The sequence below is a fragment of the Pseudomonas sp. Os17 genome, assembly GCF_001547895.1.
Classification (GTDB): domain Bacteria; phylum Pseudomonadota; class Gammaproteobacteria; order Pseudomonadales; family Pseudomonadaceae; genus Aquipseudomonas.
On the sequence record NZ_AP014627.1, the window covers coordinates 5,573,782 to 5,598,803 of the forward strand.

Annotated in this window: 24 protein-coding genes and 1 pseudogene; 16 read left to right on the forward strand and 9 right to left on the reverse strand. The window is 53.9% G+C overall.

Translation table 11 applies throughout. The annotated features are described in order from the left end of the window. Positions 1-88 precede the first annotated feature (88 nt). Positions 89-754, reverse strand: coding sequence for an ArsR/SmtB family transcription factor (locus POS17_RS24520; RefSeq protein ID WP_060840905.1), 666 nt, complete (start codon positions 752-754; stop codon positions 89-91). A 109-nt stretch (positions 755-863) separates the two neighbouring features. On the opposite strand from POS17_RS24520, the gene POS17_RS24525 reads away from it, so the two are divergent. The 4 genes from POS17_RS24525 to POS17_RS24540 all read left to right on the forward strand — a co-directional run bounded on the left by POS17_RS24525 (position 864) and on the right by POS17_RS24540 (position 4,147). After that, a complete protein-coding gene (locus POS17_RS24525) occupies positions 864-1,373 on the forward strand; it encodes a DUF2938 domain-containing protein (protein WP_060840906.1) in 510 nt (169 codons plus the stop codon). Between the two features lie 42 nt (positions 1,374-1,415). Continuing rightward, complete coding sequence (locus tag POS17_RS24530) at positions 1,416-1,934, forward strand: hypothetical protein (RefSeq protein ID WP_060840907.1); 519 nt, start codon at positions 1,416-1,418, stop codon at positions 1,932-1,934. A gap of 263 nt (positions 1,935-2,197) precedes the next feature. Then, positions 2,198-2,779, forward strand: a complete 582-nt coding sequence (locus tag POS17_RS24535; protein ID WP_060840908.1) for a DedA family protein — start codon at positions 2,198-2,200, stop codon at positions 2,777-2,779. Between the two features lie 120 nt (positions 2,780-2,899). Further along, a complete protein-coding gene (locus POS17_RS24540; protein ID WP_060840909.1) occupies positions 2,900-4,147 on the forward strand; it encodes a 2-aminoadipate transaminase in 1,248 nt (415 codons plus the stop codon). A gap of 24 nt (positions 4,148-4,171) precedes the next feature. On the opposite strand, the gene POS17_RS24545 is transcribed toward POS17_RS24540, so the two are convergent. From POS17_RS24545 to POS17_RS24575, 7 genes and pseudogenes are all read right to left on the reverse strand, one after another. After that, positions 4,172-4,756 (reverse strand): hypothetical protein, encoded by a 585-nt coding sequence (locus POS17_RS24545; protein WP_060840910.1) that lies wholly within the window; start codon positions 4,754-4,756, stop codon positions 4,172-4,174. Positions 4,757-4,760: 4 nt separating this feature from the next. Next, positions 4,761-5,201, reverse strand: coding sequence for a DUF3592 domain-containing protein (locus POS17_RS24550; protein ID WP_231978980.1), 441 nt, complete (start codon positions 5,199-5,201; stop codon positions 4,761-4,763). 146 nt (positions 5,202-5,347) lie between these two features. Continuing rightward, entirely contained in the window at positions 5,348-6,178 is an 831-nt protein-coding gene (locus POS17_RS24555) for an amidohydrolase family protein (protein WP_060840912.1), read from the reverse strand. 169 nt (positions 6,179-6,347) lie between these two features. Further along, positions 6,348-7,475: a non-hydrolyzing UDP-N-acetylglucosamine 2-epimerase gene (wecB, locus tag POS17_RS24560; RefSeq protein ID WP_060840913.1), complete on the reverse strand. Its 1,128-nt coding sequence runs from the start codon at positions 7,473-7,475 to the stop codon at positions 6,348-6,350. After that, the gene (locus POS17_RS24565) at positions 7,468-8,478 is read right to left on the reverse strand and encodes a polysaccharide biosynthesis protein (protein ID WP_060840914.1); all 1,011 of its coding nucleotides are present in this window, start codon (positions 8,476-8,478) and stop codon (positions 7,468-7,470) included. The genes wecB and POS17_RS24565 overlap by 8 nt, the downstream gene beginning before the upstream one ends. Before the next feature lie 18 nt (positions 8,479-8,496). Next, positions 8,497-9,355, reverse strand: a pseudogene (locus POS17_RS24570) (dTDP-4-dehydrorhamnose reductase family protein). A gap of 160 nt (positions 9,356-9,515) precedes the next feature. Further along, positions 9,516-10,727, reverse strand: coding sequence for a glycosyltransferase family 4 protein (locus POS17_RS24575; RefSeq protein ID WP_060840915.1), 1,212 nt, complete (start codon positions 10,725-10,727; stop codon positions 9,516-9,518). A gap of 566 nt (positions 10,728-11,293) precedes the next feature. On the opposite strand from POS17_RS24575, the gene wbpA reads away from it, so the two are divergent. The 12 genes from wbpA to POS17_RS24620 all read left to right on the forward strand — a co-directional run bounded on the left by wbpA (position 11,294) and on the right by POS17_RS24620 (position 24,227). Then, positions 11,294-12,607: a UDP-N-acetyl-D-glucosamine 6-dehydrogenase gene (wbpA, locus tag POS17_RS24580; RefSeq protein WP_060840916.1), complete on the forward strand. Its 1,314-nt coding sequence runs from the start codon at positions 11,294-11,296 to the stop codon at positions 12,605-12,607. Between the two features lie 110 nt (positions 12,608-12,717). Beyond that, complete coding sequence (locus POS17_RS24585) at positions 12,718-13,665, forward strand: Gfo/Idh/MocA family protein (protein WP_060840917.1); 948 nt, start codon at positions 12,718-12,720, stop codon at positions 13,663-13,665. 4 nt (positions 13,666-13,669) lie between these two features. After that, positions 13,670-14,254: a UDP-2-acetamido-3-amino-2,3-dideoxy-D-glucuronate N-acetyltransferase gene (wbpD, locus tag POS17_RS24590; RefSeq protein ID WP_060840918.1), complete on the forward strand. Its 585-nt coding sequence runs from the start codon at positions 13,670-13,672 to the stop codon at positions 14,252-14,254. Then, a complete protein-coding gene (locus POS17_RS24595; RefSeq protein WP_060840919.1) occupies positions 14,255-15,367 on the forward strand; it encodes a DegT/DnrJ/EryC1/StrS family aminotransferase in 1,113 nt (370 codons plus the stop codon). Further along, a complete protein-coding gene (locus POS17_RS31260; RefSeq protein WP_082729926.1) occupies positions 15,364-16,617 on the forward strand; it encodes an oligosaccharide flippase family protein in 1,254 nt (417 codons plus the stop codon). Before POS17_RS24595 ends, POS17_RS31260 begins: the two co-directional genes overlap by 4 nt. Next, positions 16,614-17,342: a class I SAM-dependent methyltransferase gene (locus POS17_RS31265; protein WP_082729927.1), complete on the forward strand. Its 729-nt coding sequence runs from the start codon at positions 16,614-16,616 to the stop codon at positions 17,340-17,342. The genes POS17_RS31260 and POS17_RS31265 overlap by 4 nt, the downstream gene beginning before the upstream one ends. Continuing rightward, the gene (locus POS17_RS24600) at positions 17,339-18,532 is read left to right on the forward strand and encodes a glycosyltransferase (protein WP_060840920.1); all 1,194 of its coding nucleotides are present in this window, start codon (positions 17,339-17,341) and stop codon (positions 18,530-18,532) included. Before POS17_RS31265 ends, POS17_RS24600 begins: the two co-directional genes overlap by 4 nt. A gap of 3 nt (positions 18,533-18,535) precedes the next feature. Beyond that, the gene (gene asnB / locus POS17_RS24605; protein WP_060840921.1) at positions 18,536-20,425 is read left to right on the forward strand and encodes an asparagine synthase (glutamine-hydrolyzing); all 1,890 of its coding nucleotides are present in this window, start codon (positions 18,536-18,538) and stop codon (positions 20,423-20,425) included. A 5-nt stretch (positions 20,426-20,430) separates the two neighbouring features. Beyond that, the gene (locus POS17_RS31970; RefSeq protein WP_148654991.1) at positions 20,431-21,561 is read left to right on the forward strand and encodes a glycosyltransferase family 4 protein; all 1,131 of its coding nucleotides are present in this window, start codon (positions 20,431-20,433) and stop codon (positions 21,559-21,561) included. A gap of 21 nt (positions 21,562-21,582) precedes the next feature. Beyond that, positions 21,583-22,437 (forward strand): glycosyltransferase family 2 protein, encoded by an 855-nt coding sequence (locus POS17_RS31270; protein ID WP_159426433.1) that lies wholly within the window; start codon positions 21,583-21,585, stop codon positions 22,435-22,437. 212 nt (positions 22,438-22,649) lie between these two features. Further along, positions 22,650-23,279, forward strand: a complete 630-nt coding sequence (locus POS17_RS24615) for an SMI1/KNR4 family protein (RefSeq protein WP_060840923.1) — start codon at positions 22,650-22,652, stop codon at positions 23,277-23,279. 78 nt (positions 23,280-23,357) lie between these two features. Continuing rightward, on the forward strand, positions 23,358-24,227 hold the full coding sequence (locus POS17_RS24620; RefSeq protein ID WP_060840924.1) for a DUF4087 domain-containing protein: 870 nt from the start codon (positions 23,358-23,360) through the stop codon (positions 24,225-24,227). On the opposite strand, the gene POS17_RS24625 is transcribed toward POS17_RS24620, so the two are convergent. After that, positions 24,224-25,021, reverse strand: a complete 798-nt coding sequence (locus POS17_RS24625; RefSeq protein ID WP_060840925.1) for a GNAT family N-acetyltransferase — start codon at positions 25,019-25,021, stop codon at positions 24,224-24,226. The genes POS17_RS24620 and POS17_RS24625 overlap by 4 nt on opposite strands. Position 25,022 lies beyond the last annotated feature (1 nt).

The window sequence follows — 25,022 nt, forward strand, 5'->3', positions numbered from 1 at the left end:
GCCCTTGTAGCGGATTTTTCTGAAAACCCTGTTGATATGGATCATTGCGCCCTAGGCAATGTCCTGTATGCCGGCCCAGGTGGCGCTTTTACTCGCTGGTTTCCACCCCCAGTCCCGCCGCTTGCCAATCGGTGAACCCCTGCTCCAGACGCCGCACCTTGAAGCCCTTGGCCCGCAGCAGGGCTGCGGCATTGTGTGACAGCACGCAGTAGGGGCCACGGCAATATGCCACCCACTCCTGATCAGCAGCCAATTCGGCCAGACGCTGCTCCAGCTCCTCCAGCGGGATGTTGATTGCCCCGGGCAAATGCCCTTGAGCGAACTCCTCCGGCGAACGCACGTCCAGCAGGGTCATGCCGCCTTCCTGCAAGCGTTGACGCAGTTCCTCACGGGATATGCCCTCCAGTTGCATCGGTTGCTGCTCACTGTCGGCCAGCAGTTGGCGAATCTGCCCATGGTTGTAATCGACGTACTGACGCAAGGCGCCCAGCAGACTGGCCAGCGGCCCCTGGCTGAGGCTGTAGAGCACCCGCTTGCCATCGCGCCGGGTCTGCACGAAACCGCCACGCCGCAACTGCTGCAGATGCTGTGATGTATTGGCCACCGACAGGCCCGAGGCTTCCACCAGACGCTCCACCGGCAGCTCGCCGCGAGCAATGTGCTCCAACAGGATCAGCCGGTGATGGTGGCCGAGAATGCGCGCCAGCTCAGCCATCTCGACCAGGGGATGCTGGGGGGAAATCGAATCGCTCATTGACAGCTCCTGCTGCTTTATTGATCATTCAATCACTTAATTGAATGAAAACTTATCACGCCCGTGCACAAGGCTGAAGCACAGCCCGTCGCACTTCAAGGAGTCCGTAATGCATGAGTTCGTCGCGTTGATCTCACAGGCGCTGCTGTTGGGCATCGGCGCCACCTTGATCCTTGATCTTTGGACGCTGTTTCTGGCGCGGGCGCTGAACATGCCTGGCGCCAACTGGGCGATGGTCGGCCGCTGGATCGGGCATTTTCCTCGTGGGCGCTTCGTGCATCCAAGCATCGCCCAAGCCGCCGCGGTCCCCGGGGAGCATGCACTGGGCTGGCTGGCTCACTACCTGATCGGCGTCGGCTTTGCCGCCCTGTTGCTGCTGATCTGCGGCCTGGAGTGGGCGCGACAGCCGACCCTGGCACCGGCCCTGATCATCGGTGTCTTGACGGTGGCTGCGCCGTTCCTGCTGATGCAACCGGGCATGGGCGCCGGAATCGCGGCGAGCAAGACGCCCAAGCCGAATGTGGCCCGGCTGCGCAGCCTGATGGCACATGCGGTGTTCGGGCTGGGCTTGTATGGGGCGGGGATGTTCTGGGCGTGGGTGTTGGGGCAGACTGCGTGACCTCGGCCCCGCAAGGCCAAGCATGCCCAGAGTGATAGAGCGATGAAACCGCCTGTATGCGAGCTGTGCCACAACGATTTTTCCTCAGAGATGCAGCATGCCGGAAGTGGCGGCGCCATGGTGCAGTTCGCCGATTACCGTCCACTGGGCGAAGGGTGCGCAGGACACCCTCATGGCTACGAGTGGTTCTGCGATGAACACCTGGCCAATGCCCAGGCCCTGGCTTCGCTGAGCTACAGCGATGCCATGACAGTGCTGACCCGGCAATATGCTCCGTTTGCGGACTACCCGCCCCTCGCCTCCAGTGATCCAGCGCTCTGGATCACCGAGGTGGGGCCCAACCCCGCGAAAGTCTTCGCGCTGATCAGGCAAGCCATGGGCGTCAGTCCCAGCGTGGCCAGGGACTTGCTGGCCGGCGGCCCCTTCAAGGTGAGCCAAGCCTGGCCACAACAGTTCAGGGTCTGGCAGGAGGCCCTGATTCAAGCGGGTACCCAGGTTGAAATACGCTATCCCTCGTCCAAATCCGCCTGGGCCGAGAAAGCCGACGCAGATAACGACTGATCCTGCTCCCCCATGCCGCCTGCACTCACAGGGGCTTCCTCACACCCGCGATCCCAGTCTGCTCCGCGGAAACAATGGCCGTATGTCTACCCGTGTCCTACGCCGAGACTGACGTCTACGCTGGGCTCTGAAGGACTGGCCGGCGCCCTGGCCGGACCCGCGCTGAAGATCCTGGGCACTTGTGCCTAGGAATGGAATCAGAGCCATTTGTAACCTGATCATCGCCCGGCTTGTTTTCAGGCCCCCTCCGGAAGCTCTTGCCCATGCTCGAACACCTCGACCTCATTGCCCTGATCGCCGCCTACGGCTACTGGGTGATCTTCATCGGCTGCCTGCTGGAAGGCGAAACCGTGTTGATCCTCGGCGGCATGGCGGCGCATCAGGGCAGCCTGCACTGGCCGCAAGTGATCGGCTGGGCCACCCTCGGCGGCATCCTCGGCGATCAACTGCTGTTCTGGACCGGCCGTTACTCCGGAGCGCGCCTGCTGCCCAGGCTCAAGCGCCATCAGGCGGCCATCGAACGGGTCCAGGGGCTGATCCAGCGCTACCCTTCGACGTCGGTGTTCGCCGTGCGCTTTCTCTACGGCATGCGCCTGGTCGGCCCGATGGTGATCGGTGCCAGCGGCCTGGCGCCCTGGCGCTTCGCCCTGCTCAACGTGCTGGGCGCGGCGGTCTGGGCCGTCCTGTTCGTCAGCGCCGGTTACTGGGCCGGCGAAGCCCTGGAGCATTTCCTCGGTGACCTGAAACCCTACCGCCTGCCGATCTTCCTCGGGGTCCTGGCGCTGGTGGCCCTGATAGCGCTGGTGCGGCACCTGCGCAACCGGCGCAAGGCGCAGCAAAAATGAGCTAAAGGCCGCAACACATCGGGAATTTTCATACTGACCCGACGACTTTATTTCGTTTGTCCCGGCCCCCCGGCCCCGGCTTAGATAACGGCTCGTTTCCGGCACCCAGAGCCCGCATCCATGAGCCACGAGAACATCAGCCGTTCAATTTCCACCGTCCACCCGATCCGCCTCAGCCACGGACGCAACGCAGAGGTCTGGGACAGTGACGGCAAACGCTACATCGACTTCGTCGGCGGTATCGGCGTGCTCAACCTTGGGCATTGCCATCCGCGCATCGTCGCGGCCATCCAGCAGCAGGCCACCCGGCTCACCCACTACGCCTTCAACGCCGCGCAGCACGAACCCTACATCGAGCTCATGCAGCGCCTGGCGGACTTCATCCCGGTGCGTTACCCGGTCAGCGGCATGCTCACCAACAGCGGCGCCGAAGCCGCGGAAAATGCCCTGAAGATCGTGCGCGGGGCCACTGGGCGCAGCGCGGTCATCGCCTTCGACGGCGGCTTTCACGGGCGCACCCTGGCCACCCTCAACCTCAATGGCAAGGTGGCGCCCTACAAGCAGAAAGTCGGGGTGCTGCCGGGGCCGGTGTATCACCTGCCCTACCCCAGCGCCGACACCGGCGTCAGCTGCGACGAAGCCCTGAAGGCCATGCAGCGCCTGTTCAGCGTGGAAATCGCTGTCGAGGAAGTGGCCTGTTTCATCCTCGAACCGGTGCAGGGCGAAGGCGGCTTCCTGGCCCTGGACCCGACCTTCGCCCGGGCGTTGCGCGGCTTCTGTGACCAACATGGCATTTTGCTGATCGCCGATGAAATCCAGTCCGGCTTCGGCCGCACCGGGCAACGCTTTGCCTTCTCTGCCCTGGGCATCGAGCCGGACCTGATCCTGCTGGGCAAGAGCATTGGCGGCGGGCTTCCGCTGGGGGCCGTGGTGGGACGCAAGGAGTTGCTCGACGCGTTGCCCAAGGGCGGCCTGGGTGGCACCTATTCCGGCAACCCGATTGCTTGCGCAGCCGCCCTCGCCACCCTGGAGGAAATGACCGACGAGCACCTGCAAACCTGGGGCGAGCGCCAGGAACAGGCCATCGTGCAACGTTATGAGGGTTGGAAAGCCGATCGCCTGAGCCCCTATCTGGGACGCTTGACCGGGGTCGGCGCGATGCGTGGCATCGAGCTGGTCAACGCCCAGGGCGAGCCGGCGCCGGAACAGTTGAGCGCCCTGCTCGGCAACGCCCGGGAGGCCGGGCTGCTGCTGATGCCCAGCGGCAAGTCGCGGCACATCATCCGCCTGCTGGCGCCCTTGACCACAGAACCTGAGGTGTTCGAGGAAGGCCTGGATATTCTCCAGGAGTGCCTGGCGCGCCTGTGATTCCCGGCGCGCCTCCGGACGCGGCTAGAACAGGTAGCCCATGTAGGTGGCAATGCCGCCACCGGCCTGTGGTCCGACGTTCATACCCGCCATGACCACGGCGCCCTTGGCCGAACGCAGCAGCTGCTCGTTGACCTTGATCGAAGCCATCATGGTCCCCGGGTTGCTTCCCAAAACGACCGCCAGGGCCAGTAGCTTGGGGTCCAGGCCGAACAGCAGGGCCGTGGCCGAACCGCCCACCACCAGTCCGCCACCGACTTCGGTATAGAAACAAGGCCCGGTGATGTCGTCCTCGGTCAGGTCCCGGCTGCGAAGGGCATCGCTGACAAAGACCTTGCCGGTGCTGGGAAAAGCCTCCGCCGCACCGGCACCACTGACGCTCTTGCCCTTGACCTGGATATTGACCTTGCCGAAACGCGGCAGGCGTCCACCAAAGCCGGCGCCTACCCCCAGACCGCCGTAGCGATAGCTGACGTCCTTGCCCTGGGGCGAACGCAGGGTGATCGACCCACCACCGCCGGCCACGAGGGCGATGGTCAGGCCGCCGCCGCTGGCGGTCTGGTAGAGCCATTTACTTTCGTTGACCGGAATCGGAATGCTGAGGTTCATGGGGTCAAAGTCCTTTTGCTTTTTGTGCGGCTCGTCCGCGCTGGCTGATGACACCCACCAGGCCGGCCAGGGTGAATACCAAACCGATCAGGCCCAGCACACCGGGAGTGCCCCAGAGTGCCGCGGGGTCATCGATGACCGCGCTGTTGGCCGGCCGTTCGGGCTGGTAATAGACCCGCACCGGCTGATCCTTCTGGTAGCCGAAGATAAAGCCGCCCTGGGGGTAGGAAATTTTCTCACCGCTGCCGGTGGTAAAGGCGATCTCGGGGTGCGAACCACCGGCGTTCAGGTCACTGACGATACCGTCGGCGGTCTGGGCACTGGCGATGAATTCGCGACGATCGAGGGTGAGGTTGCCGGCGATGACCAACAGGCCGATGCCGATCAGAACAAACAGCAGACCCTGGAGGATCTTGCCGAGGCGTGACGGGGTGGAGTTAGCCATGGGCTGTCTCGATATTCGTCCGTGAAAGAGGGAGGCCACGATAGCAAGAAACCTCCGACCAAAAAAACCGCTGCCGCGCGGCAAGCGCAATCTGGCAGCGGCGTTCAGGCGCCCGGGCCAGGCGGGTAAGCGTCTGTTGCCGACGCTTACAAACCAAATACCCGACGGGCATTGCCCTGGAGAAATTTGTCCGCAATGGCCGGCGGAAGTTCCAGGGCGCGCACCTGTTCCAGGCATTTTTTCAGCGACAGCTGGGGAAAGTTGCTGCCGAACAACACCTTGTCCTGGCCATAAGTGCGCATGAAATGCAGCAGCTGCGGGGGGTAATAGGCCGGCAGGTAGGCGGAGGTATCGATGTGAATGTTGTCGTGCTTCCAGGCCAGGCCGATCATCTCGTCGGTCCAGGGATGCCCGATGTGTCCCCCAACAATCACCAGTTCGGGAAAATCCAGGGCCACCTCGTCCAGGTACGGCACGGGCCGCCCGGTTTCCGACGGCATCAGCGGCCCCGTATGACCGACTTGGGTACAAAAGGGAATGTCCAATTCGATGCACTTCACATACAGCGGGTAATACCAGCGGTGATTGGGCGGCAGTTTCCATAACCAGGGCACGATGCGCAGAGCCTTGCAGCCCAGCTCCTTGACGGCCCGTTCCAACTCGGCCACCGCCGCCATCGGCCGGCTCAGGTCCACCGTGGCCACGCCGACGAAACGTTCGGGAAAGGCCCGGGTGTAAGCCGCAATTTCATCGTTGCTGAACACCCAGCCCTCGGGCCGGCACCAGGCCGAGAGCATGATTTTCTCCACCCCAGCCTGATCCATCAGTTCCACGGTCTGTTCAATGCTCAGGGCCTGGTCGAGCCAATGCGCGGACCCGGACTTCTCGAACAACCGCGCCACTTCCGGCAACAGCGCCCGGGCACGGCCGTTGGCCGGTTGTGCCCAGGCATCGATGGCTGAGAATGCTGACCTCATGGCGGTGCTCCTGCGCTAGCTATTGAAGCCCTAGCCTAAATTTGGCGGTTGGCCACAACAATGTTCCGAGCGCTCGATGGAATTGACCGATTCCATCAGGGTGAAGAGCAGCAGGACAGAACAACCCCATGACCGGCGCCGTCAACGGCCCCGGTCAACGTCGTTGGTTTCAGTCTTTACGCCACACCGTGCGGTTGATGTAGTCGGTGTAACTCAACACCACCCGCACCACCTGAACTGAGACAGGCCCACCTTGATAGTCTTGCACCAAAGGCACTTTGCGCTGATCGCGAGAATGCTGGCTGGTCACGACTCGCACAGCGTCCATGACCGACTCGCGCTTAAGGCCGCTCATGATCAGCGTGCCCTCGTCCATCCCTTCGGGGCGCTCATGGGCATTTCGCAAGGTTACCGCCGGCAGGTTCAGCAGGGAGGCCTCTTCGGTGATGGTGCCGCTGTCGGACAGTACACAGAATGCCGACATCTGCAGCTTGATGTAATCCAACAGGCCGAAAGGTTTGACGAAACGAATCAGCGGATGGTCAAGGCTCTCTCCCAAGGCCTCTAGGCGCTTGCGCGTGCGGGGGTGGGTGGAGACGATCAACGGGAAGCCGTAATGATCAGCCAGCGCTCGCAGGGTATCCAGCAGGTGGCGCAGGTTATCGGCGGTATCGACGTTTTCCTCACGGTGCGCACTGACGATGAAGAACTTGTCCTGCTCCAGGCCGCTGCGTGCCAGCACGTCCGAGCTTTCAATCCTCGGCATGTAGTAGTCGAGGACTTCCTGCATGTGCGAGCCGGTCTTGATGATGGTTTCCGGGCGGATGCCTTCGGCGATCAGGTAACGACGGGCATGTTCAGTCAATACCATATTGATATCGCTGAGGTGGTCGAGCACCTTGCGGTTGAGCTCTTCAGGAACACGCTGATCGAAACAGCGATTACCCGCTTCCATGTGAAACACCGGGATCTTGCGCCGCTTGGCAGCAATCACTGCCAGGCAGGTGTTGGTATCGCCATACAGCAGCAGCGCATCGGGTTTTTCAAGCTCGAAGATCACATCTGACTTGGCGATGACCTCGGCAATGGTCTGCGCAGCTGTCTCGCCGGCAGCGCCGAGGAAATGATCCGGTTTGCGGATCTGTAGGTCATCGAAAAAGACCTGATTGAGTTCGTAATCGTAGTTCTGTCCCGAGTGCACCAGCACGTGGTTGACCTGACGGTCCAGCTCGGCAATCACCCGACTCATCTTGATCAGCTCGGGACGGGTTCCGACCAGGGTCATGACCTTAAGCATCGAGTTGCTCCTTGATGTAATCGAGCTTGAGCAAAAGCTCCTTGATACCTGGTACATCGAGGCGGGAGGTGTTGTGAGAGGTGTAGTCGTCGAGTTCGGAAATACGCTGCTCCCCCTCTACAAAATACTTTTTGTAGTTCAGGTCACGATTGTCCGCAGGGATCCGATAGTAACGCCCCATGTCCTCGGCCTTGGCCATTTCCTCTCGGGAAACCAGCGACTCGTAAAGCTTTTCACCATGACGAGTACCGATGACTCTGACTTCATTGCTTTTGCCGAACAGTTGCTTAAGTGCCTCGGCCAGGTCGCCAACGGTGGAGGCGGGGGCCTTCTGGATAAATAGGTCACCCTGCTGTGCGTGTTCGAAAGCGTGCAGTACCAGATCCACCGAGTCTTCCAGCGACATCAGGAACCGCGTCATTTCCGGGTCGGTCACCGTCAGCGCTTCGCCGGAGCGCAGTTGATCGACAAAGAGAGGGATCACCGAGCCTCGCGAGGCCATGACGTTACCGTAACGTGTTGCACAGATGATCGGGCCATTGGCTGGAATCATGCGCGACTTGGCAACCATCAGTTTCTCCGCCATGGCCTTGGAAATTCCCATGGCATTGATCGGATAAACAGCTTTGTCAGTGCTGAGCACGACAACACGCTGGACTCCGGTAGCGATGGCCGCGTTGAGTACATTCTCTGTACCCAATACGTTGGTACGCACAGCTTCCATCGGATAGAACTCACAGGACGGGACCTGCTTCAGCGCCGCAGCATGGAAGATATAGTCGACGCCAACCATGGCCTGGGCCAGGCTGTCGTAGTTGCGAACATCGCCTATGTAGAACTTGACCTTGTCATTGGCTAGGGCGATACGCATATCTTCTTGCTTCTTCTCATCGCGACTGAAGATGCGAATTTCACGCACAGCGGTATTGAGAAAACGCTTGAGGACCGTATGACCGAAAGAACCGGTTCCACCGGTGATCATCAATACCTTGTCGTCGAACATGTACACCTTCCAAATTTTTTAGCGATTGGCATGCATCAGCTCAATAAGCTGAGGCCAGGATGGAGCCTTGTACCCAGTAGCGCGAGTGAACCGATCACTGTTGAGCGAGCGATCGATCACTAGTTTGCCATCTGGATGTATATCGATTGCCTTTTCATATTGCCAGGCAATTAGCGCCAGCAGGTCGGACTTGGCAATCGGCTCCGCGGCAACATGATACAGCCCATTAAGTTGCGGATGCGGCAAGACGAAGTCTTTCATTACTCGAGCCAGCTCCACGGTAGGCAAACCGGAGAAAATGGCACGGGTGAAGCCCCGCACACTGCCCTGCTGCTTCAGGAACCAGTCCACCAGGGAATGATCGGAATTCAGTTCGTGCCCGATAATGGAGGTTCTCAAGGTAATTGCATGAGGCTCATCATGCAGCTCACCGATGTACTTGGACTTTCCGTACAGATCTTCGGCATCGGAAGTATCCGTTTCCAGGTAGCCGCCCTTGGCTCCGGAGAACACGCAGTCGGTGCTGATGTGAATCAGACGTGCGCCGCTCAAGGCACACAGGGGATGCCAGACGATGGGGCAACATGGCATTGATCGGGAGCGCAGTCAGCGGGTCCTGAGCATCTGCAAGTTGCTTGATCAAGCCTACACAGTTGATGACCACATCAGGACGGACCTGAACCATTGCCGCCGTCAGGGCATCCTGATCGAGCACGTCGACGCCTGACAGGACCCGCGCATAATCAGGTAGAGAAGAATGCTTCAGGGCGGACAGACTGCGCGCCGTCCCCCAGACCTCGTGCTGCGGGTCCTGGCTGAATACTTTAAAAACAGTACTACCGAGCATGCCGGTAATACCCAATACCAATACCTTCATAAATATGACTCAGATCCAGACCTTGAATGTATCCCATGCACTACAGCCTAGGACCGAGGGGCTACAAGCCCCCTCAAAAATGGCCGTATTGTCCAGCAACAGGAAAAAAATAGCACTGCTTCGAAAAAGCACCGCGAGCCAGGCAAGCAAACGATATGCCTCAAGTCTTCAGCAACTCCACCAGACTACGGACCTGCTGACCCATTTCGAAATGGGCGGCAAAGTAGCTCCGCCCACAACGCCCCATTTCCTCCCGTTGCGCACAGCCCAGGCTATACATCTTCCGTATGTTGGCGACCAATGGAGCCACTTCTTCCGCCGGACTGGTGAGTCCCGCCCGGGCATCTTGAACTACTCGCGCGCCTTCGCCGTTCAGACTGGCAATGATTGGCTTGCCGGATGCCAGGTAGGATTGAACCTTGCTGGGGATGGTCTGGGCAAAGATGCTTTCATTATTAAGTGACACGAGCAATGCGCTGGACTGTGCAAAAACTGCAGGCATTGCAACGGCCGGGAAGCGCCCAGGAAGTATCAGATTATCCAGTGAATGAACTTGCTTCTGCTCCCTGAGCCACTCCAGCCGGCTGCCACTGCCCACCAGAACCAAGCGAATGTCCGGCTCGTCACGCAGTTTTTTCGCAGCCTCAACTAATGTCTCCAGTGCCTGGGCGGTTCCAAGATTGCCAGCGAACACTACACAGAAATGCGCCTTCAAGACCTGCGATAGCTGCTCGTCAACTTCAACTTCTGCATTAAAAGTCTGGGCATCCACGGAGTTGGGATAGTAGGTAATCTTCTTTCTGGGTGCGTAGCGGGCCACTGAATCGACAAAGGCATGAGACTGGACCAGCAGCCGATCACAACCTGCGTAAATCCCGCGCACCATCCAGCCAACCATTTTCAATAGATAGGGGCTCTTGACGAATCCGGTGGCAGCAAGACTCTCTGGCCACAGGTCTTGTATCCACAAGACCAACTGTGCCCTCTTCAGCCACTTGATAGGGATCGCCGGAATGGCCTGGGTGATGGGCGAAGGCGCGAATACCAGAATCGCATCGAACTCACGTTTGCGTAGCATCCATGGAAAGAAGACAAGTCCGGCAAAAACAAATGACAGGTAGTTAAGAACCATGTTCTTTGCACCACCTTCGCCGCGCGGCCATAACGGCACCCGCAGTACATCAATAGAATCCAGATAACGCTCGTAGTTACATCCCCATGCACGATATCCCGCAAATATCCGACCATCGGGATAGTTAGGTTTGCCCGTAGCAACTACTACCTCATGCCCCTGAGCAACGAGAGTCCTGGCTATATCGTTGATGATGAAATTTTCAGGACTAAAGTATTGAGAAAAAATTAATAACTTCAAAGAGTTCACTTTATATTCGGTGAAAACAACACTTCCCGCCCGACCACTTTACTCATTCGTGGGACCTCAGGACGGCGCCTCATATACGCCTATTGCCATTCATCGGAAGCAGCAATCATTGACGTGAGCCGGCAGTAACCTGCCGGGAGAACGGGTGCCCGCTTGATGGACGCGATGGGACCACAGCCTCTTCCATAGCGGCAAGGAGATTTTACTTTTCCTGACTGGCAAGGCTCAGCAGCCAGCTTGGGCGGGGGGCGGGGAAGCTGGCATGGAGTAAATGTGCCCGGCCTGTCGCCCGAGGCGCCTTGCCAGTGTAGAATCGCCGCCAATTTGGCCGCATACACCATGAGTTCGCCTTCCGATCACGCAGCTGTCGGATGGCAGAACATTCTGTTTATTGACGGCTTGACGCGTGGACTCTACGAGTCATTCGCTTGTTGATCGCATCCTACGATAGGTCTGATCCCAAGTGTGTAAGAACCAGAACTAGTTCCCACGCTCCTGTCGAAAAAGTAACGAAACGCCTGCTGCATGCATCGAACCTGTATTACATCGGAGCTAAAATGCCTGACCAAAAACAAACTAGCATCGCCAAGTTCAAGAGCAAGGAAGCCCTGATTGGCATCGTAGGGCTCGGTTATGTGGGCTTGCCGCTGATGTTACGTTACAACGCTATCGGCTTCCGGGTGCTGGGTATCGATATCGATGACTCCAAGGTTGCCAAGCTCAACAATGGCACCAGCTATATAGAACACATTGCCAGCGAGCACATCAGCCAGGCTAGGAAATCGGGATTTGAGGCAACCACCGACTTTCGCCGTGCCAGTGAGTGTGATGCACTGATCCTTTGCGTACCGACGCCGCTAAACAAGTATCGCGAGCCGGACATGAGCTTCGTGATCAACACCACTGACGCACTCAAGCCTTACCTGCGTCCAGGCCAAGTGGTTTCCCTGGAAAGCACCACCTACCCGGGTACAACAGAAGAAGAACTGCTGCCTCGAGTACAAGAAAACGGCCTGATCGTTGGCGAAAACATCTTCCTGGTGTATTCGCCGGAAAGGGAAGATCCGGGAAACGCCAACTTTGAAACCCGCACCATTCCCAAGGTAATCGGTGGTCACACCCCCGGCTGCCTGGACGTTGGTATCGCGCTGTACGAGCAGGCCATCGACCAGGTAGTGCCTGTCAGTTCAACCAAAGCCGCGGAAATGACCAAACTGCTGGAAAATATCCACCGCGCTGTCAACATCGGTCTGGTCAACGAAATGAAAGTCGTTGCCGACCGCATGGGCATCGACATCTTCGAAGTCGTCGATGCCGCTGCAACCAAACCTTTCGGCTTCACGGCCTATTACCCTGGCCCTGGACTGGGTGGCCACTGCATTCCCATCGACCCCTTCTATCTGACCTGGAAGGCTCGCGAATACGGTTTGCACACACGGTTCATCGAGCTCTCCGGCGAAGTCAACAAGGCAATGCCCGAGTACGTCCTGAACAAACTGATGGACGGTCTGAACAACAGTGGCAAGGCGCTGAAAGGCTGCAAGGTCCTAGTCCTGGGCATTGCCTACAAGAAGAACGTGGATGACATGCGTGAGTCTCCATCCGTGGAGATCATGGAACTCATAGAAGCCAAGGGCGGTATCGTGGCCTACAGCGACCCCCATGTTCCGGTATTCCCGAAAATGCGCGAGCATCACTTTGAACTGGATAGCGAGCCGTTGACCGCAGAAAATCTGGCCGCATTCGACGCAGTGGTACTGGCTACAGATCATGATAAGTTCGATTACGAACTGATCCAGAATCACGCTCGACTGATCATCGACAGCCGCGGCAAGTACCGCGCTGTTGCGAGCAACGTCATCAAAGCCTGATCGAACCACAACACATCGCAGCAAGTTGCATGAGACAGAGGCCACCGCCATACGGCCTCTGTTTCACGCCTCCTGCCACAGGCAGTTGAAACTCTTCCCCGAGGAACCCCATGAAACGCTTTGCCCTGATCGGCGCCGCCGGCTACATCGCCCCGCGCCATATGCGTGCCATCAAGGACACCGGCAATGAGCTGGCTTGTGCCTACGACATCAACGACTCCGTCGGCATCATCGACAGCCTTTCGCCTCAAAGCGAATTCTTCACCGAGTTCGAGCGCTTCTACGATCACGCCTGGCGCCTCAAACGAGATCCGGCAACCGCTCTGGATATCGTTTCGATCTGCTCGCCCAATTACCTCCATCACTCTCATATCACTGCCGGCCTGCGCCTTGGATGCGACGTGATCTGCGAGAAGCCTCTGGTACCTAGTGCAGCACTGCTGGACGACCTGAGCCTGACTGAACGCGAAACCGGCAAGCGCCTCTGGAATATCCTGCAACTGCGTCACCATCAGGCAATCATCGACCTGAAGAACCGTGTGCAGTCGCAACCCAGTGCCCATAAGCACGAGGTAGAACTGACTTACATCACCAGCCGTGGCCGCTGGTACATGGAAAGCTGGAAAGGCGACCCTCGCAAGTCCTTTGGTGTCGCGACCAATATCGGCGTGCACTTCTACGACATGCTGCACTTCATTTTCGGCAATCTACAGCGCAACATTGTGCATTTCAGCAATGCCGACAAGGCCTGCGGCTACCTAGAATATGAGAACGCCCGAGTACGCTGGTTCCTTTCCATCGATGCCAACGACCTGCCTGAATCGGTCAAAGGCAAGAAACCTACTTACCGCTCGATCACTGTTGACGGCGCGGAAATAGAGTTTTCCGAAGGTTTCACCGATCTCCATACCGTCAGCTACCAAGCCGTACTCGACGGCAAGGGCTACGGTATCGAGGATACCCGGCACTGTGTGGAGACCGTCGAGACTATCCGTACCATGAACCCTGTCAGAGCTCAGGACAACGAATGCCACCCCTTCCTGTCCCGCCTGGTCTGACAATATGAGCCATTACCAGCACCCAAGCGCTATCGTCGATGATGGCGCCCAGATCGGCGAAGGTTCACGGGTCTGGCATTTCGTGCATGTATGCCCAGGCGCACAGATCGGCAAAGGAGTCTCCCTTGGCCAGAACGTCTTCGTCGGCAACAAAGTGGTCATCGGTGATCATTGCAAGATCCAGAACAATGTCTCGGTATATGACAACGTTACCCTGGAAGAAGGCGTGTTCTGCGGTCCAAGCATGGTCTTTACCAACGTATACAACCCACGCTCATTGATCGAGCGCAAAGACCAATACCGCGACACCCTGGTGAAAAAGGGTGCCACGTTGGGCGCAAACTGCACCATCGTCTGCGGGGTCACCATTGGCAAATACGCCTTCGTCGGCGCAGGTGCGGTCATCAACAAGGATGTACCGGCTTACGCACTGATGGTTGGGGTGCCCGCACGACAGCTAGGCTGGATGAGCGAGTTTGGTGAACGCCTCGAACTGCCGGTCGAGGGAGAAGCCGAATGCCTCTGCCCACATACCGGCGCCCGCTATGTCTTGCGTGGCAACAACCTGAGCAAAATGGACGCACAGTAAATGATCGAATTCATCGACCTGAAGACCCAACAAGCCCGTCTCAAGGACAAGATTGACGCGGGTATCGCTCGCGTTCTATCCCACGGCCAATACATCCTCGGCCCTGAAGTAGCTGAATTGGAGGAGCGTCTGGCCACGTACGCAGGAGCAAAGTACTGCATCAGTTGCGCCAACGGCACCGATGCCCTGCAAATCGCGCTCATGGCCCTGGGCATAGGTCCAGGTGATGAAGTCATCACTCCTGGCTTCACCTATATAGCAACAGCGGAAACAGTCGCCTTGCTGGGTGCCAAGCCGATTTATGTGGATATCGACCCGCAAACCTACAACCTGGACCCAACCCTGCTGGAAGCAGCTATTACTTCCCGCACCAAAGCAATTATTCCAGTATCCCTGTACGGGCAGTGCGCCGACTTTGATGCAATCAACGCCATCGCTGGCAAGTACTCTCTGCCAGTGATAGAAGATGCCGCACAGAGCTTCGGAGCCCGCTACAAGAGTAAGGCCTCCTGCAACCTGAGCACCATTGCCTGCGCCAGCTTCTTCCCCAGCAAACCCCTAGGTTGCTACGGCGATGGAGGTGCGATCTTCACCAATGATGAAGAGTTGGCCAAAGTGATTAGGCAGATAGCTCGTCACGGACAGGATCGTCGCTACCACCATGTACGTGTCGGTGTGAACAGCCGACTCGATACCCTACAAGCAGCTATTCTCCTACCAAAATTAGATATTCTTGAAGAAGAGATCCAACTACGCCAAAACGTTGCCAGTAATTACTGCCGACTATTAGAGCAAGCAAAAATCACTCCCCCATTTATTGAGCACTATAACACCAGCGCTTGGGCTCAATTCACAATTCAAGTTGAAGATCGAGAGAGCCTGCAAAAACACCTTAAAAAACTTGGAATTCCTACTGCTGTGCACTACCCCATTCCTCTCAATCTCCAACCTGCGGTTAAAGACGAACTAGCACAAGTTCCGGTCGGTGATGCAGTCGCAACACGAGTTATGAGCTTACCAATGCATCCTTATCTCTCTCCTACAGATCAAGCCTCCATAATTTCAGCAATAGAATTTTTTCATACAGAAAAATTAAATAAGTACTCCGCATGAAACTTATATGGGCCCGCGTAGAAAAATTGCGGAATAGTACCTACGCCAAAAATGCCATTTTATTAGCGCTAGGCACCTCTAGCGCACAAATTATCTCAATGGCAACTATGCCTATCTTATCTAGGCTTTACAGCCCTGAGGTGTTTGGCAGCCTTGCATTTTTTATGGCTGTGTTTGGTATAACTTCTGTATTCTCCACATTGAGATATGAAACAACCATCTTACTTCCGAAAAATGATAACGATGCAAAAACTCTAGTAGCGGTAGCAAGCATTGCAACCCTAACAACAACAACACTAATACTAATTATTCTATCGCTAATAAATTCAATTGTAAAACTCAGACTAGAAATATCATTCCCCCTCATATTAACAGCCGTTATTTTCGGTGGTTTTTCTGGACTTATATCCGTCGGTAATACTTGGCTTAACAGACTACAAAGATACAACAAACTCACTCTCCAGAGACTAGCGCAGAGCGTGACCGCTGCTGCGATAGGAGTAATTTTTGGATACTATGGTAGTGAGTGGGGGTTACTGATCGCCCAATGCACAGTCATCATCCTAACTTGTGCTTTCTTTTCACGTTTTCTTTTAAGGTCTCTATCACTTCAGACACCGAAACTGCTTGCAACTGCTGCAAAAACGCATCTAAACACTCCAAAATTTTTACTACCGACTTCACTCTTAGATGTTGTGACGATGCACCTCCCCATAGTAATCCTCATTACTTACTACGGTTCAGAGGTAACAGGACAATTTTCCATGGCTTGGAAAATGGCAGCACTACCAATTTCTTTGGTTGGCGCAGCAGTTGGTCAAGTTTTCTTCCAACGCTACGCAAGTGTCTGGCCTGACCGCTCATCAGCAGCAATAGTACTGTATCAAACTTGGGGAGGACTAACTTTAGTTGGTTTGATACCAACAGTCCTCTTGCTATTTTGGGGGCAAGATATTTTCGCTATCGTTTTAGGTGAAAACTGGTCAGAAGCGGGCCACATGGCTACTTACTTGGCCCCTATGTTACTTGCCATGCTAATTTCTTCACCAACCTCTTCCGCTCTAATTGTGATGGGCCTACAGCGCTATAGTCTTTACTTTGGCATAGCCGTTTTCTTATACAGGCCTTTATGCCTTTATTTAGGCTGGATATTAAATGACATCTATAAAGGACTTGCATTGCTAACAACACTTGAAATACTACAAATATCTATATATCAATATATTATTTTCAGGCACTTAAGATCATGAAACGTTGGTTTTTTTCGGCAAAACAAAAAACCCCAACTTACTATAAAGAGCTTTTGATTAAGGCAGATTTAGGCCTGCACGATCAGATTGCAGATACACTTTGCAGTGAAGTCAAAAAAAATGGTGAAATTCTAGACTTTGGCGCGGGCGAAGGAGCGCTCTCTGCACGACTTTCAGATCTGGGGTACAAAGTTACCGCAGTTGATATGGACTCCGAAAACTTCAAATGCAAAGAAGTAAATTTTTTCAAGTTGAATTTTGACTCTCCCGTTGAAATTGAACGTTTCGTAACCGCCAACGAGGGTAAATTTGATGCGGTACTCGGCGTGGAGGTTATCGAACACGTCCAGGATCAGTGGCTATATACTCGAAACTTAATGCGAATGCTCAAACCGGGGGGAGTTGTCCTGATCACCACACCCAATACTGAATCGTGGATGTCACGACTGCAATTTTTTAGAACTGGTCGCTTTCATCAATTTTCCGATGCCGACCTGTCCTATGGACATATAAACCCAATAACCCCGTGGGAGCTAAAGTTAGTAATGACCGGCGCTAACGCCAAGGATATAAAGATGGCTCCTGGTGGAACCTTACCGGCTATATATTGGGAAGGGCTCAACAGAATAACACTCTTAAATATCCTTGTTCTATTTTTACGCCCTTTTATGCGCGGGCAACTCGACGGCTGGTGCATTATTGCTACCGGACGAAAAGACGAATGAAAATTTTTGTAGTCCCCTCTTGGTACCCGAATAAAGTATCAGCACACGCTGGTGTTTTTATTCGCGAGCAGGCTGAGGCTATTGCTTTTTGTCGTCCGGGCACCCAGATAATTGTCAGTACTTGGGGCCATGACTTCAGCTTAATATCATTCCGCTCTCCAAAAAAATTTATAAAAACGCTCTTCTGGTGGTTATTCTCAAAGAGAAATTCTTACACATTAAAGTCAGGTGTTATTGAGATATTCAACCCCATGCTCTACTGGTCAGAGAGACTTCCATTCAGCGGCATTGAAAGAATCGTAAGTATTAATAGAAAAAACATGCTTTCAGTGTTCAAAAAATATGGAAAGCCCGACATTATTCATGCACACGCTTGTTACCCAGGAGGATATATTGCCTCAATTTTATCAAAAGAGTTTGGAATTCCATATGTTCTAACAGAGCATATGAGCCCCTTTCCATTTTCCTTTCTAATTGAAAAAGGAAAAATAAACCCTAAGGTAAACCTCGCATATAAAAAAGCCGCTAAGACAATAGCAGTTAGCTCTTCATTGGCTAAAAAAATTAATGCGCTCGATCTCTCATCACCAGTGGTAGTACCAAACCTAGTGAATGAAGATCTTTTCTACCCAGCCTTGTACCAGTCAAAAAAATTTATATTTTTTAGCTTAGCCGTTATATCCCATCAAAAGGGTATAGACCATTTACTGCATGCTATTTCTTTATGGGCGCCTGACTCGCAGAAATTTGAGTTTCGAATTGGAGGAGATGGCCCCCTCTTGAATGAGTATATTCAGCTTGCAGAAAAGCTTGGAATATCCGATAGAGTTCGTTGGCTAGGGCGCACATCCAGAGCCTCTGCTGTTAAGCAGTTTCAGGAGTCGAACGTCTTCATTTTACCTTCCCGACATGAAACCTTTGGGGTAGTTTATGCTGAAGCGCTAGCTTGTGGTAAGCCAGTTATAGCAACACGCTGCGGTGGCCCGGAAGATATCGTTAATGAAAATAATGGCATGCTTGTACAAGTTGGAAACATCTCCGAACTTGCTGGAGCAATGCGTTACATCTCTGAGCATATAGATGAGTTCAATACGCAAGTCATTCGAGACGACTTTATACAACGTTTTTCTAGAAAAGCTGTAGTCGATAAAATTTTTAATATATATGAAGAAATAATTCAGGGTGAGTAAATTATGTGTGGCATCGTCGGAGGAGTTTACTCAGGTTCTGATAACTCAAGACAACGTCTTTTCCAAGCCTCTCTGCAAGCGCTATCTAAGCGCGGCCCTAACGACCAAGGATATGAAAGCTTTCATCGTCCAAACGGCGCAGAACTATGGCTTGGCCATACTCGGCTTTCTATATTAGATACCTCGAATGCTGGTCATCAACCTATGCATTCGCTTGATCATAACTTCACCATTGTATTCAACGGTGAAATCTATAATTTCAAAGAACTAAGATCTGAGTTATGCAAATTTGGACTATCCTTTCATTCAGAGTCCGATACTGAAGTATTAGTTGCAGCATGGCAGCGTTGGGGAGAGGCATGTCTACCTCTCCTGAAAGGGATGTTTTCTCTAGCAATATACGACCATCAAGCTGGAGTCTTAACATGCGCTAGAGATCCATTCGGTATAAAGCCATTTTATTACACAGAAGAAAACTGCAACTTTATTTTTGCATCCGAACTCCCAGCGATCAAAGAACTTAAAAAAGAAAAAATAAAACTAAATATTCAGCGAGCCTACGACTATCTAGTACACGGAGACTACGATAGTAAAAGCTCTACCTTCATTGATGGTATTTATCAGTTAATGCCCGGAAGCCTGATGACGGTCGATATAACTACTGGCGCTATATCAGAACCTCGTCGATGGTGGACGCCTAAAGTTGAGCAGACATCTACGCTAAGTTTCACTAGCGCCGCTGACGAGTTGCGTGAACGCTTTTTGGAGAACATAAAACTACATCTACGAAGCGATGTGCCTCTGGGTGCGGCTCTTTCGGGTGGACTTGACTCTTCAGCAGTTGTTTGCGCGATACGGAAACTGGAACCAAATTCCGATATCAGCACATTTAGCTTCATTGCCAAAGATAGTGCTATTTCAGAAGAGTCATGGGTCGATATGATCAATGACTATGTCGGAGCCAAAGCACACAAGGTCTTGGTTCAACCAGATGAACTGGCCGATGATCTCGACGACATGATTCGTGCTCAAGGTGAACCATTTGGGAGTACCAGTATCTATGCACAATATAGGGTATTTAAACTTGCTAAAGACAGTGGAATAACTGTGACCCTTGACGGTCAAGGAGCAGATGAATTACTTGCTGGTTACCACGGATATCCGGGTAAACGTATAAAGAGCATGCTTGAGCAGCGTAAATACTTAGATGCACTCAACTTTTCTCGTGAATGGTCAAAATGGCCAGATCGAAACTGGAAACACTGCTTAAAAACAGTAGTCGCTGAATGTGTCGACGGCCAATTGTACGATCTACTCCGCCGTGGAAATGGTATGCGCACTAAGCCAACATGGATAGATACGGATATCTTGCGTGAGGCCGGAATCACCATTGGATATCCACGGCAAATTTCACCTTATGATATAAAAGGGCGCAAGCTTGCTTCTGAACTGGCATTCTCTCTAAGCCACCGTGGACTTCAGTCACTACTAAGACATGGTGACCGCAACTCAATGCGTTTTTCCATAGAAAGTCGAGTACCATTTCTCACCGGTGACATGGCAGATTTTCTTCTTTCGCTCCCAGAAAACTACCTGATTTCTCAACAAGGAGAAACTAAATCAGTATTCCGAGCAGCAATGCGAGGTATCGTGCCCGATGCCATTCTTGATCGCAGAGATAAGATAGGCTTCTCTACACCAGAACAAGTATGGTTGACCCATTTGGCCGATCAGATACGGGAATGGCTAAAAATTGACCTTGGGCTTCCGTTCCTTGATCAATCTGCCATATTAAAAGAGTTTGATAAAATAATTTCAGGGAAAGCAGCTTTTAGCTGGCAAGTATGGCGCTGGATTAATTTTATTCGCTGGCACCAACATTTTTTCGGGTGAAAATCATGACTAACATACTAATAATTTCGTTTTCTCCCATAAAAACTGACCCTCGCGTGATGCGTCAAATTGACTCACTAAGAGGTTCATATCATTTAACTGTTGCCGGATTTGGTAGCTCTCCGTACCCAGATATTGAGTTTATCGACATCAGCTCTATAGGTGCTCATTTTTTTAAAAAAGTCTTGAAAGGGACTTTACTTATATCCCAATGCTTCGAAACTTATTACTGGAAAATGCCCTACGTCCTAAAAACCCTTAATTTACTACAAGGAAAAAAATTTGACTGTGTATTAGCAAACGATATAAACAGTTTGCCGCTTGCTCTTCGCCTCGCAGGAAAATCCCCAACATTTCTTGATGCCCACGAGTACTCACCAAAGGAATTTGAAGACCGCTTCATTTGGCGTTTATTTTTCTCAAAATTCTACGAATACATTTGTAAAAAGTACATCCCCAAAGTTTCTGTAATGTCTACTGTTTGCACGGGAATAGCTGAGGAATATGAAAGAAATTTCGGAGTACATTCTAATGTTGTCCTGAACGCACCGGCTTACAGCGAGCTATCACCAACACCAGTTATGGAAGGAGTCATCCGCTTAATCCATCACGGCGCAGCTATTAGCTCAAGAAATCTAGAACTAATGATCGAAATGATGGACTATCTTGATGAACGCTTTACTTTGGATCTCATGTTAGTAGACAACGGAAGCGGTTACCTTGAAACATTAAAAAAAATGGCAGCCAAGAATAATAAAATCAAATTTCGCCCGCCTGTCGACATGAAAAAAATATCGTTCGAAATCAACAACTATGATATCGGCTTATTCTTGTTACCCCCCGTAAACTTCAACTACAAGCATGCACTTCCCAATAAATTTTTCGAGTTCATCCAAGCCCGCCTTGCCATTGCTATTGGTCCATCTGACGAAATGGCTCGACTGACAAAACAATATAACCTGGGTATAATCAGCGACGATTTTTCGCCAAAAAACATGGCACACAAACTGTCTCAGCTGACATCAAAAGATATCTATCGAATGAAAGAGTCGGCCAACCTAGCGGCCAAAGACTTAAATGGCGACTCCACAAAAAAATTTATATTTGATACTGTAAAAAAACTCTTAAATAGTTGACACAAAATGCTAAGTATTTTGATGCCCGCCAAAAATGAAGCTCTTTACATTGAGGCAGCACTTCGTTCCATTGAAAAAATAAACAATCTCGACTTCGAAGTTATTGTTGTCGATGATGGATCTGATGACGAAACTTTCAACATTGTAGAGAGACTCGCTTTCAGCTTTGTAAAACTCATAAAAAGCGGGGGCGTTGGTAAAGCACAAGCCTTCAATATTGCTTATGAGAACGCATCTGGAGATATTTTTATCCTGCTGGCAGCTGACGACTTACTGATTGCAGAAAGTATTCATGAGCGAATCACGCCAATACAGAAAGAAGGCACACCAAAAGTCTCATACTGCAAACTAAAGTCTTTCTCCGCTGATTCAAAATACAATGCAATGACACTACCAAAGAACCCCGCACTGGGTCTTGAGTCAGGTGGTTGCATGGCGTTTAATCGTTCATTTGCTCAATTGGCTTTTCCAATCCCAAGTTTTTTGCCGAATGAAGACGTGTGGATGATGCTCCACGCACGCTACTCTTCCGTCGAAGCAACTCACGTCCCTAAAATTGGAATTTTTTATCGAATTCATGACAACAACAGTTACAAGCGCGGGATCAACTACTCACAAATTAACGAACAGATGTGGGTCAGGCAGCGTGCAATATTCTATTTTTACGAACAATACAAACCAAAACTTTCCCCTCAAAAACAGAGAGCACTTCTTGTAGCATTTCTTCTACAACTTTTGCGCTATCTTGGTTACTCAAAAATAATATGTTTCATCCCAGAAGCATCCTTAAAGGAACGGGCCAAACTTCTATTAAACTCTTCAGCTTGGCTTTACTCCATTAGAGAGCGTTTTTATAGCTTTTTCTCTGGACGGTAAATCGCCGTCATCGTCTAGGTTAGGCTTTATTCAAAGAAGGTGCTCCAGACTAGTACGTCTGGGGTCGCCCATAGCAGCCCAGTCTTCGCGAGATCCGCATCGAACCATGCTGCATGCTGGCTTTTTTAGCAAACCAGTACTCTCATACATCCCCTAGAACGCCAGCACCATCGCGCATATCCGCCACCCCGCACGCTCATCCAAGGAACCCCATGTCAGAACAGCACGCCCCACACGCCGACTGGCCACCCGCTGGCTGCCCACCCCTGGCCTGGCAGGACCTGCCCGACCAGAGTGCACGGCTGAGTTGGTACCTGGCGGTCATCGGTGCCTACGGCGCGCTGTGGGAAGGTCACGTCAACGAGCCCGAATTAACCCCCGTCAGCGAAGAAGCGCTGGTGGCCCTGGAGCAGCGACTGGGCTGTACCTTGCCGTCCTCTCTGCGCGACTATCATCGGCAGCTGGGGGTCCTGTCCCTGGCGGAGATCCTTTGCAGCGTAGGCCCCGGCCATACCCCGATCCAGCCTCTGCTGGAGGCCTACCCTGGCATTGTCGATATCCCCGAGAGCGATCTGGACCTGACACTGGCGCACCAGTTGGTTGCCTTTGGCGACTACCTGGGCAACGGCAACCTGTTCTGTTTCCACCGGGACAGCGGCGCGGTCTACTACTTCGATCACGACACCGGTGTAGCGCTGACACGCTTCTTCGACTCCCCCGAGGAGTACCTGGATGCGCTGATGCTGCTGTGCATAGCCGAGGTGTACGAGGACGACGACGGCGCCGAAGCGCTGATCAGCCAGCGTTACGGCGACGACTTGGTGCGCAAGTGGCGCTACTGAAGAACAAGGACCTCGATCTCTACTAACGCCAATGCCAGCGCACAATCTGCGGTTCTTAACCCCGAACAAGGATGCTCCATGTTTCAGCGTGCCCTGATCTGCACACTCCTGACACTGATTGCCTTACCCGCCAGCGCCGCTCCGGCCAAGGTCGAACGTCGTTGCGGCTGGTTCGAGAACCCGACCCCGGCCAACGCCACCCTGACCGACCGCGACGGCGTCTGGGAAATTGCCAGCCAGGGCGGTTATCAGGCCGAAGGCGACTGGCCCACCTTCAACGACCAGCAATGGGTACGCACCAACAATCATTACGGCTACGGTTGCGCCTGTGTCAGCGCCAGCGCTGATCCACGGACTCATCGCCTCGACCAGTTGCACAAGGCCCAGGCCCGCCCGCTGTCCGCCTGTCGCAACGATCCCAGGCTGTATGAACCCTTGCGGGAGGAAGACGGGATACCGGTATTGCCCGAGGATTCGCCACGCTTCAACGGACCGGGATTCAGCCTGCAGTACCCCAAAGGCTGGAAGCTCAGCCAGACGCAGAACTGCCTCACCCTGGACCATCCGAACAAACGCCCAAACGAGGAGTACACCCTGCACCTGTGCCTGCGGCAGGGCAGCCTGGAACAGGCCGCCGAGGAGCTGTTTTTCTATCAGGAAAACGGCGTCTGGATGCGCAGCGCCGGAAGGGATGCACCCAGCCCGGTGCAGGACATTTCAGGCCCCGGCTGGAAAGGCTTGCGGGCCTATCAGACCTGCGGCATCAGCGATGAGGAAACCGGCTTTCACGCCTATGGTGGCACCTGCCTGATGGCGTTGCTCGACAGTGGTCGGCGTCAGGTGGTGGCTGACAGCGTGGGGTTCTTCCAGGACTTCGCGACCCTGGACGCGATCCTGCACTCGATCCGCTTCGACCCGGTGCCAGCGGCGCAACAGAACCCGCACTAAGGCACGGCCCGATACAGGGTCTGCAGGTGGGACAGGCGCAGGCCGTAGTGCTCCAGGTTGCGCCGGCTTTGCGAGTTCAGCAGGGCGGTGGCCGCCACACTCTGGGCGCCGAGGGCGGCGGCCTGCTGCAAGCGATGGGCGATCAGGGCCCGGTGATAACCCTGGCCCCGGGCGGTCCGAGCGGTAAAGGCGGTGCCCAGGTAGGCCAGCGCGTTGTCAGCGATGAACAGCGCCGCCCCGGCCACTGCAATGCCCTGCTCGCGCAACAGGTACAAGTGCCCACGGTCCTCATTGAGCAATCCACCGAAGGCCGCCTGATTGACCGGTCGGGCCGCCGCAGGCGTTTTGAAACTGTCCCCGTGCAGCACGCAGAAGTCTTCCAGGGTCGAGGCCGTCACCGGTTCGATATCCAGCGCCGAAGAGGGCGCGACACGCGGGTCCACCGAGGCGAACAGCTGCCCGTGGGTCCAACCCTTGAGACGCTGCAACGGCTGCCCCTCAAGCTCCAGGGTGTTCGCCACCTTGGCTGACTCAGCGATCAAGGCGATCGCCGGGGCGTAGGCCGCGCAAGTCTGTAACAGATCGACAAGGCTGCGCGCCTGTTGCCCGCAGTCGCCATGCACCCGGTTCATCATCGGACTGGGATTGCCGGCGACCACGAAGGCGCCACACTCCGGCTCGCCCAACAGGCTGGCCCGATAGGGGTTGCCCGGCAGATTCGCCAGCCCCTGAACCCGCGCCCGCAGGTATTGGGCCTCCGCATATTCAAGGGCCAGCGCGCGATGGCGGTCCATA

Excerpts from the sequence above, each read along its gene's own strand:
- POS17_RS24525 (WP_060840906.1), top strand. The coding sequence starts at position 864 with ATGCATGAGTTCGTCGCGTTGATCTCACAGGCGCTGCTGTTGGGCATC.
- POS17_RS24600 (WP_060840920.1), top strand. The coding sequence starts at position 17,339 with ATGAAAATTTTTGTAGTCCCCTCTTGGTACCCGAATAAAGTATCAGCA.
- wecB (WP_060840913.1), bottom strand. The coding sequence starts at position 7,475 with ATGCTTAAGGTCATGACCCTGGTCGGAACCCGTCCCGAGCTGATCAAG.
- POS17_RS24595 (WP_060840919.1), top strand. The coding sequence starts at position 14,255 with ATGATCGAATTCATCGACCTGAAGACCCAACAAGCCCGTCTCAAGGAC.
- POS17_RS24530 (WP_060840907.1), top strand. The coding sequence starts at position 1,416 with ATGAAACCGCCTGTATGCGAGCTGTGCCACAACGATTTTTCCTCAGAG.
- wbpA (WP_060840916.1), top strand. The coding sequence starts at position 11,294 with ATGCCTGACCAAAAACAAACTAGCATCGCCAAGTTCAAGAGCAAGGAA.
- POS17_RS31270 (WP_159426433.1), top strand. The coding sequence starts at position 21,583 with ATGCCCGCCAAAAATGAAGCTCTTTACATTGAGGCAGCACTTCGTTCC.
- asnB (WP_060840921.1), top strand. The coding sequence starts at position 18,536 with ATGTGTGGCATCGTCGGAGGAGTTTACTCAGGTTCTGATAACTCAAGA.
- POS17_RS24615 (WP_060840923.1), top strand. The coding sequence starts at position 22,650 with ATGTCAGAACAGCACGCCCCACACGCCGACTGGCCACCCGCTGGCTGC.
- POS17_RS24545 (WP_060840910.1), bottom strand. The coding sequence starts at position 4,756 with ATGAACCTCAGCATTCCGATTCCGGTCAACGAAAGTAAATGGCTCTAC.
- POS17_RS24565 (WP_060840914.1), bottom strand. The coding sequence starts at position 8,478 with ATGTTCGACGACAAGGTATTGATGATCACCGGTGGAACCGGTTCTTTC.
- POS17_RS24585 (WP_060840917.1), top strand. The coding sequence starts at position 12,718 with ATGAAACGCTTTGCCCTGATCGGCGCCGCCGGCTACATCGCCCCGCGC.
- POS17_RS24620 (WP_060840924.1), top strand. The coding sequence starts at position 23,358 with ATGTTTCAGCGTGCCCTGATCTGCACACTCCTGACACTGATTGCCTTA.
- POS17_RS31260 (WP_082729926.1), top strand. The coding sequence starts at position 15,364 with ATGAAACTTATATGGGCCCGCGTAGAAAAATTGCGGAATAGTACCTAC.
- POS17_RS31265 (WP_082729927.1), top strand. The coding sequence starts at position 16,614 with ATGAAACGTTGGTTTTTTTCGGCAAAACAAAAAACCCCAACTTACTAT.
- POS17_RS24520 (WP_060840905.1), bottom strand. The coding sequence starts at position 754 with ATGAGCGATTCGATTTCCCCCCAGCATCCCCTGGTCGAGATGGCTGAG.
- POS17_RS24550 (WP_231978980.1), bottom strand. The coding sequence starts at position 5,201 with ATGGCTAACTCCACCCCGTCACGCCTCGGCAAGATCCTCCAGGGTCTG.
- wbpD (WP_060840918.1), top strand. The coding sequence starts at position 13,670 with ATGAGCCATTACCAGCACCCAAGCGCTATCGTCGATGATGGCGCCCAG.
- POS17_RS24540 (WP_060840909.1), top strand. The coding sequence starts at position 2,900 with ATGAGCCACGAGAACATCAGCCGTTCAATTTCCACCGTCCACCCGATC.
- POS17_RS24555 (WP_060840912.1), bottom strand. The coding sequence starts at position 6,178 with ATGAGGTCAGCATTCTCAGCCATCGATGCCTGGGCACAACCGGCCAAC.
- POS17_RS31970 (WP_148654991.1), top strand. The coding sequence starts at position 20,431 with ATGACTAACATACTAATAATTTCGTTTTCTCCCATAAAAACTGACCCT.
- POS17_RS24625 (WP_060840925.1), bottom strand. The coding sequence starts at position 25,021 with ATGGACCGCCATCGCGCGCTGGCCCTTGAATATGCGGAGGCCCAATAC.
- POS17_RS24535 (WP_060840908.1), top strand. The coding sequence starts at position 2,198 with ATGCTCGAACACCTCGACCTCATTGCCCTGATCGCCGCCTACGGCTAC.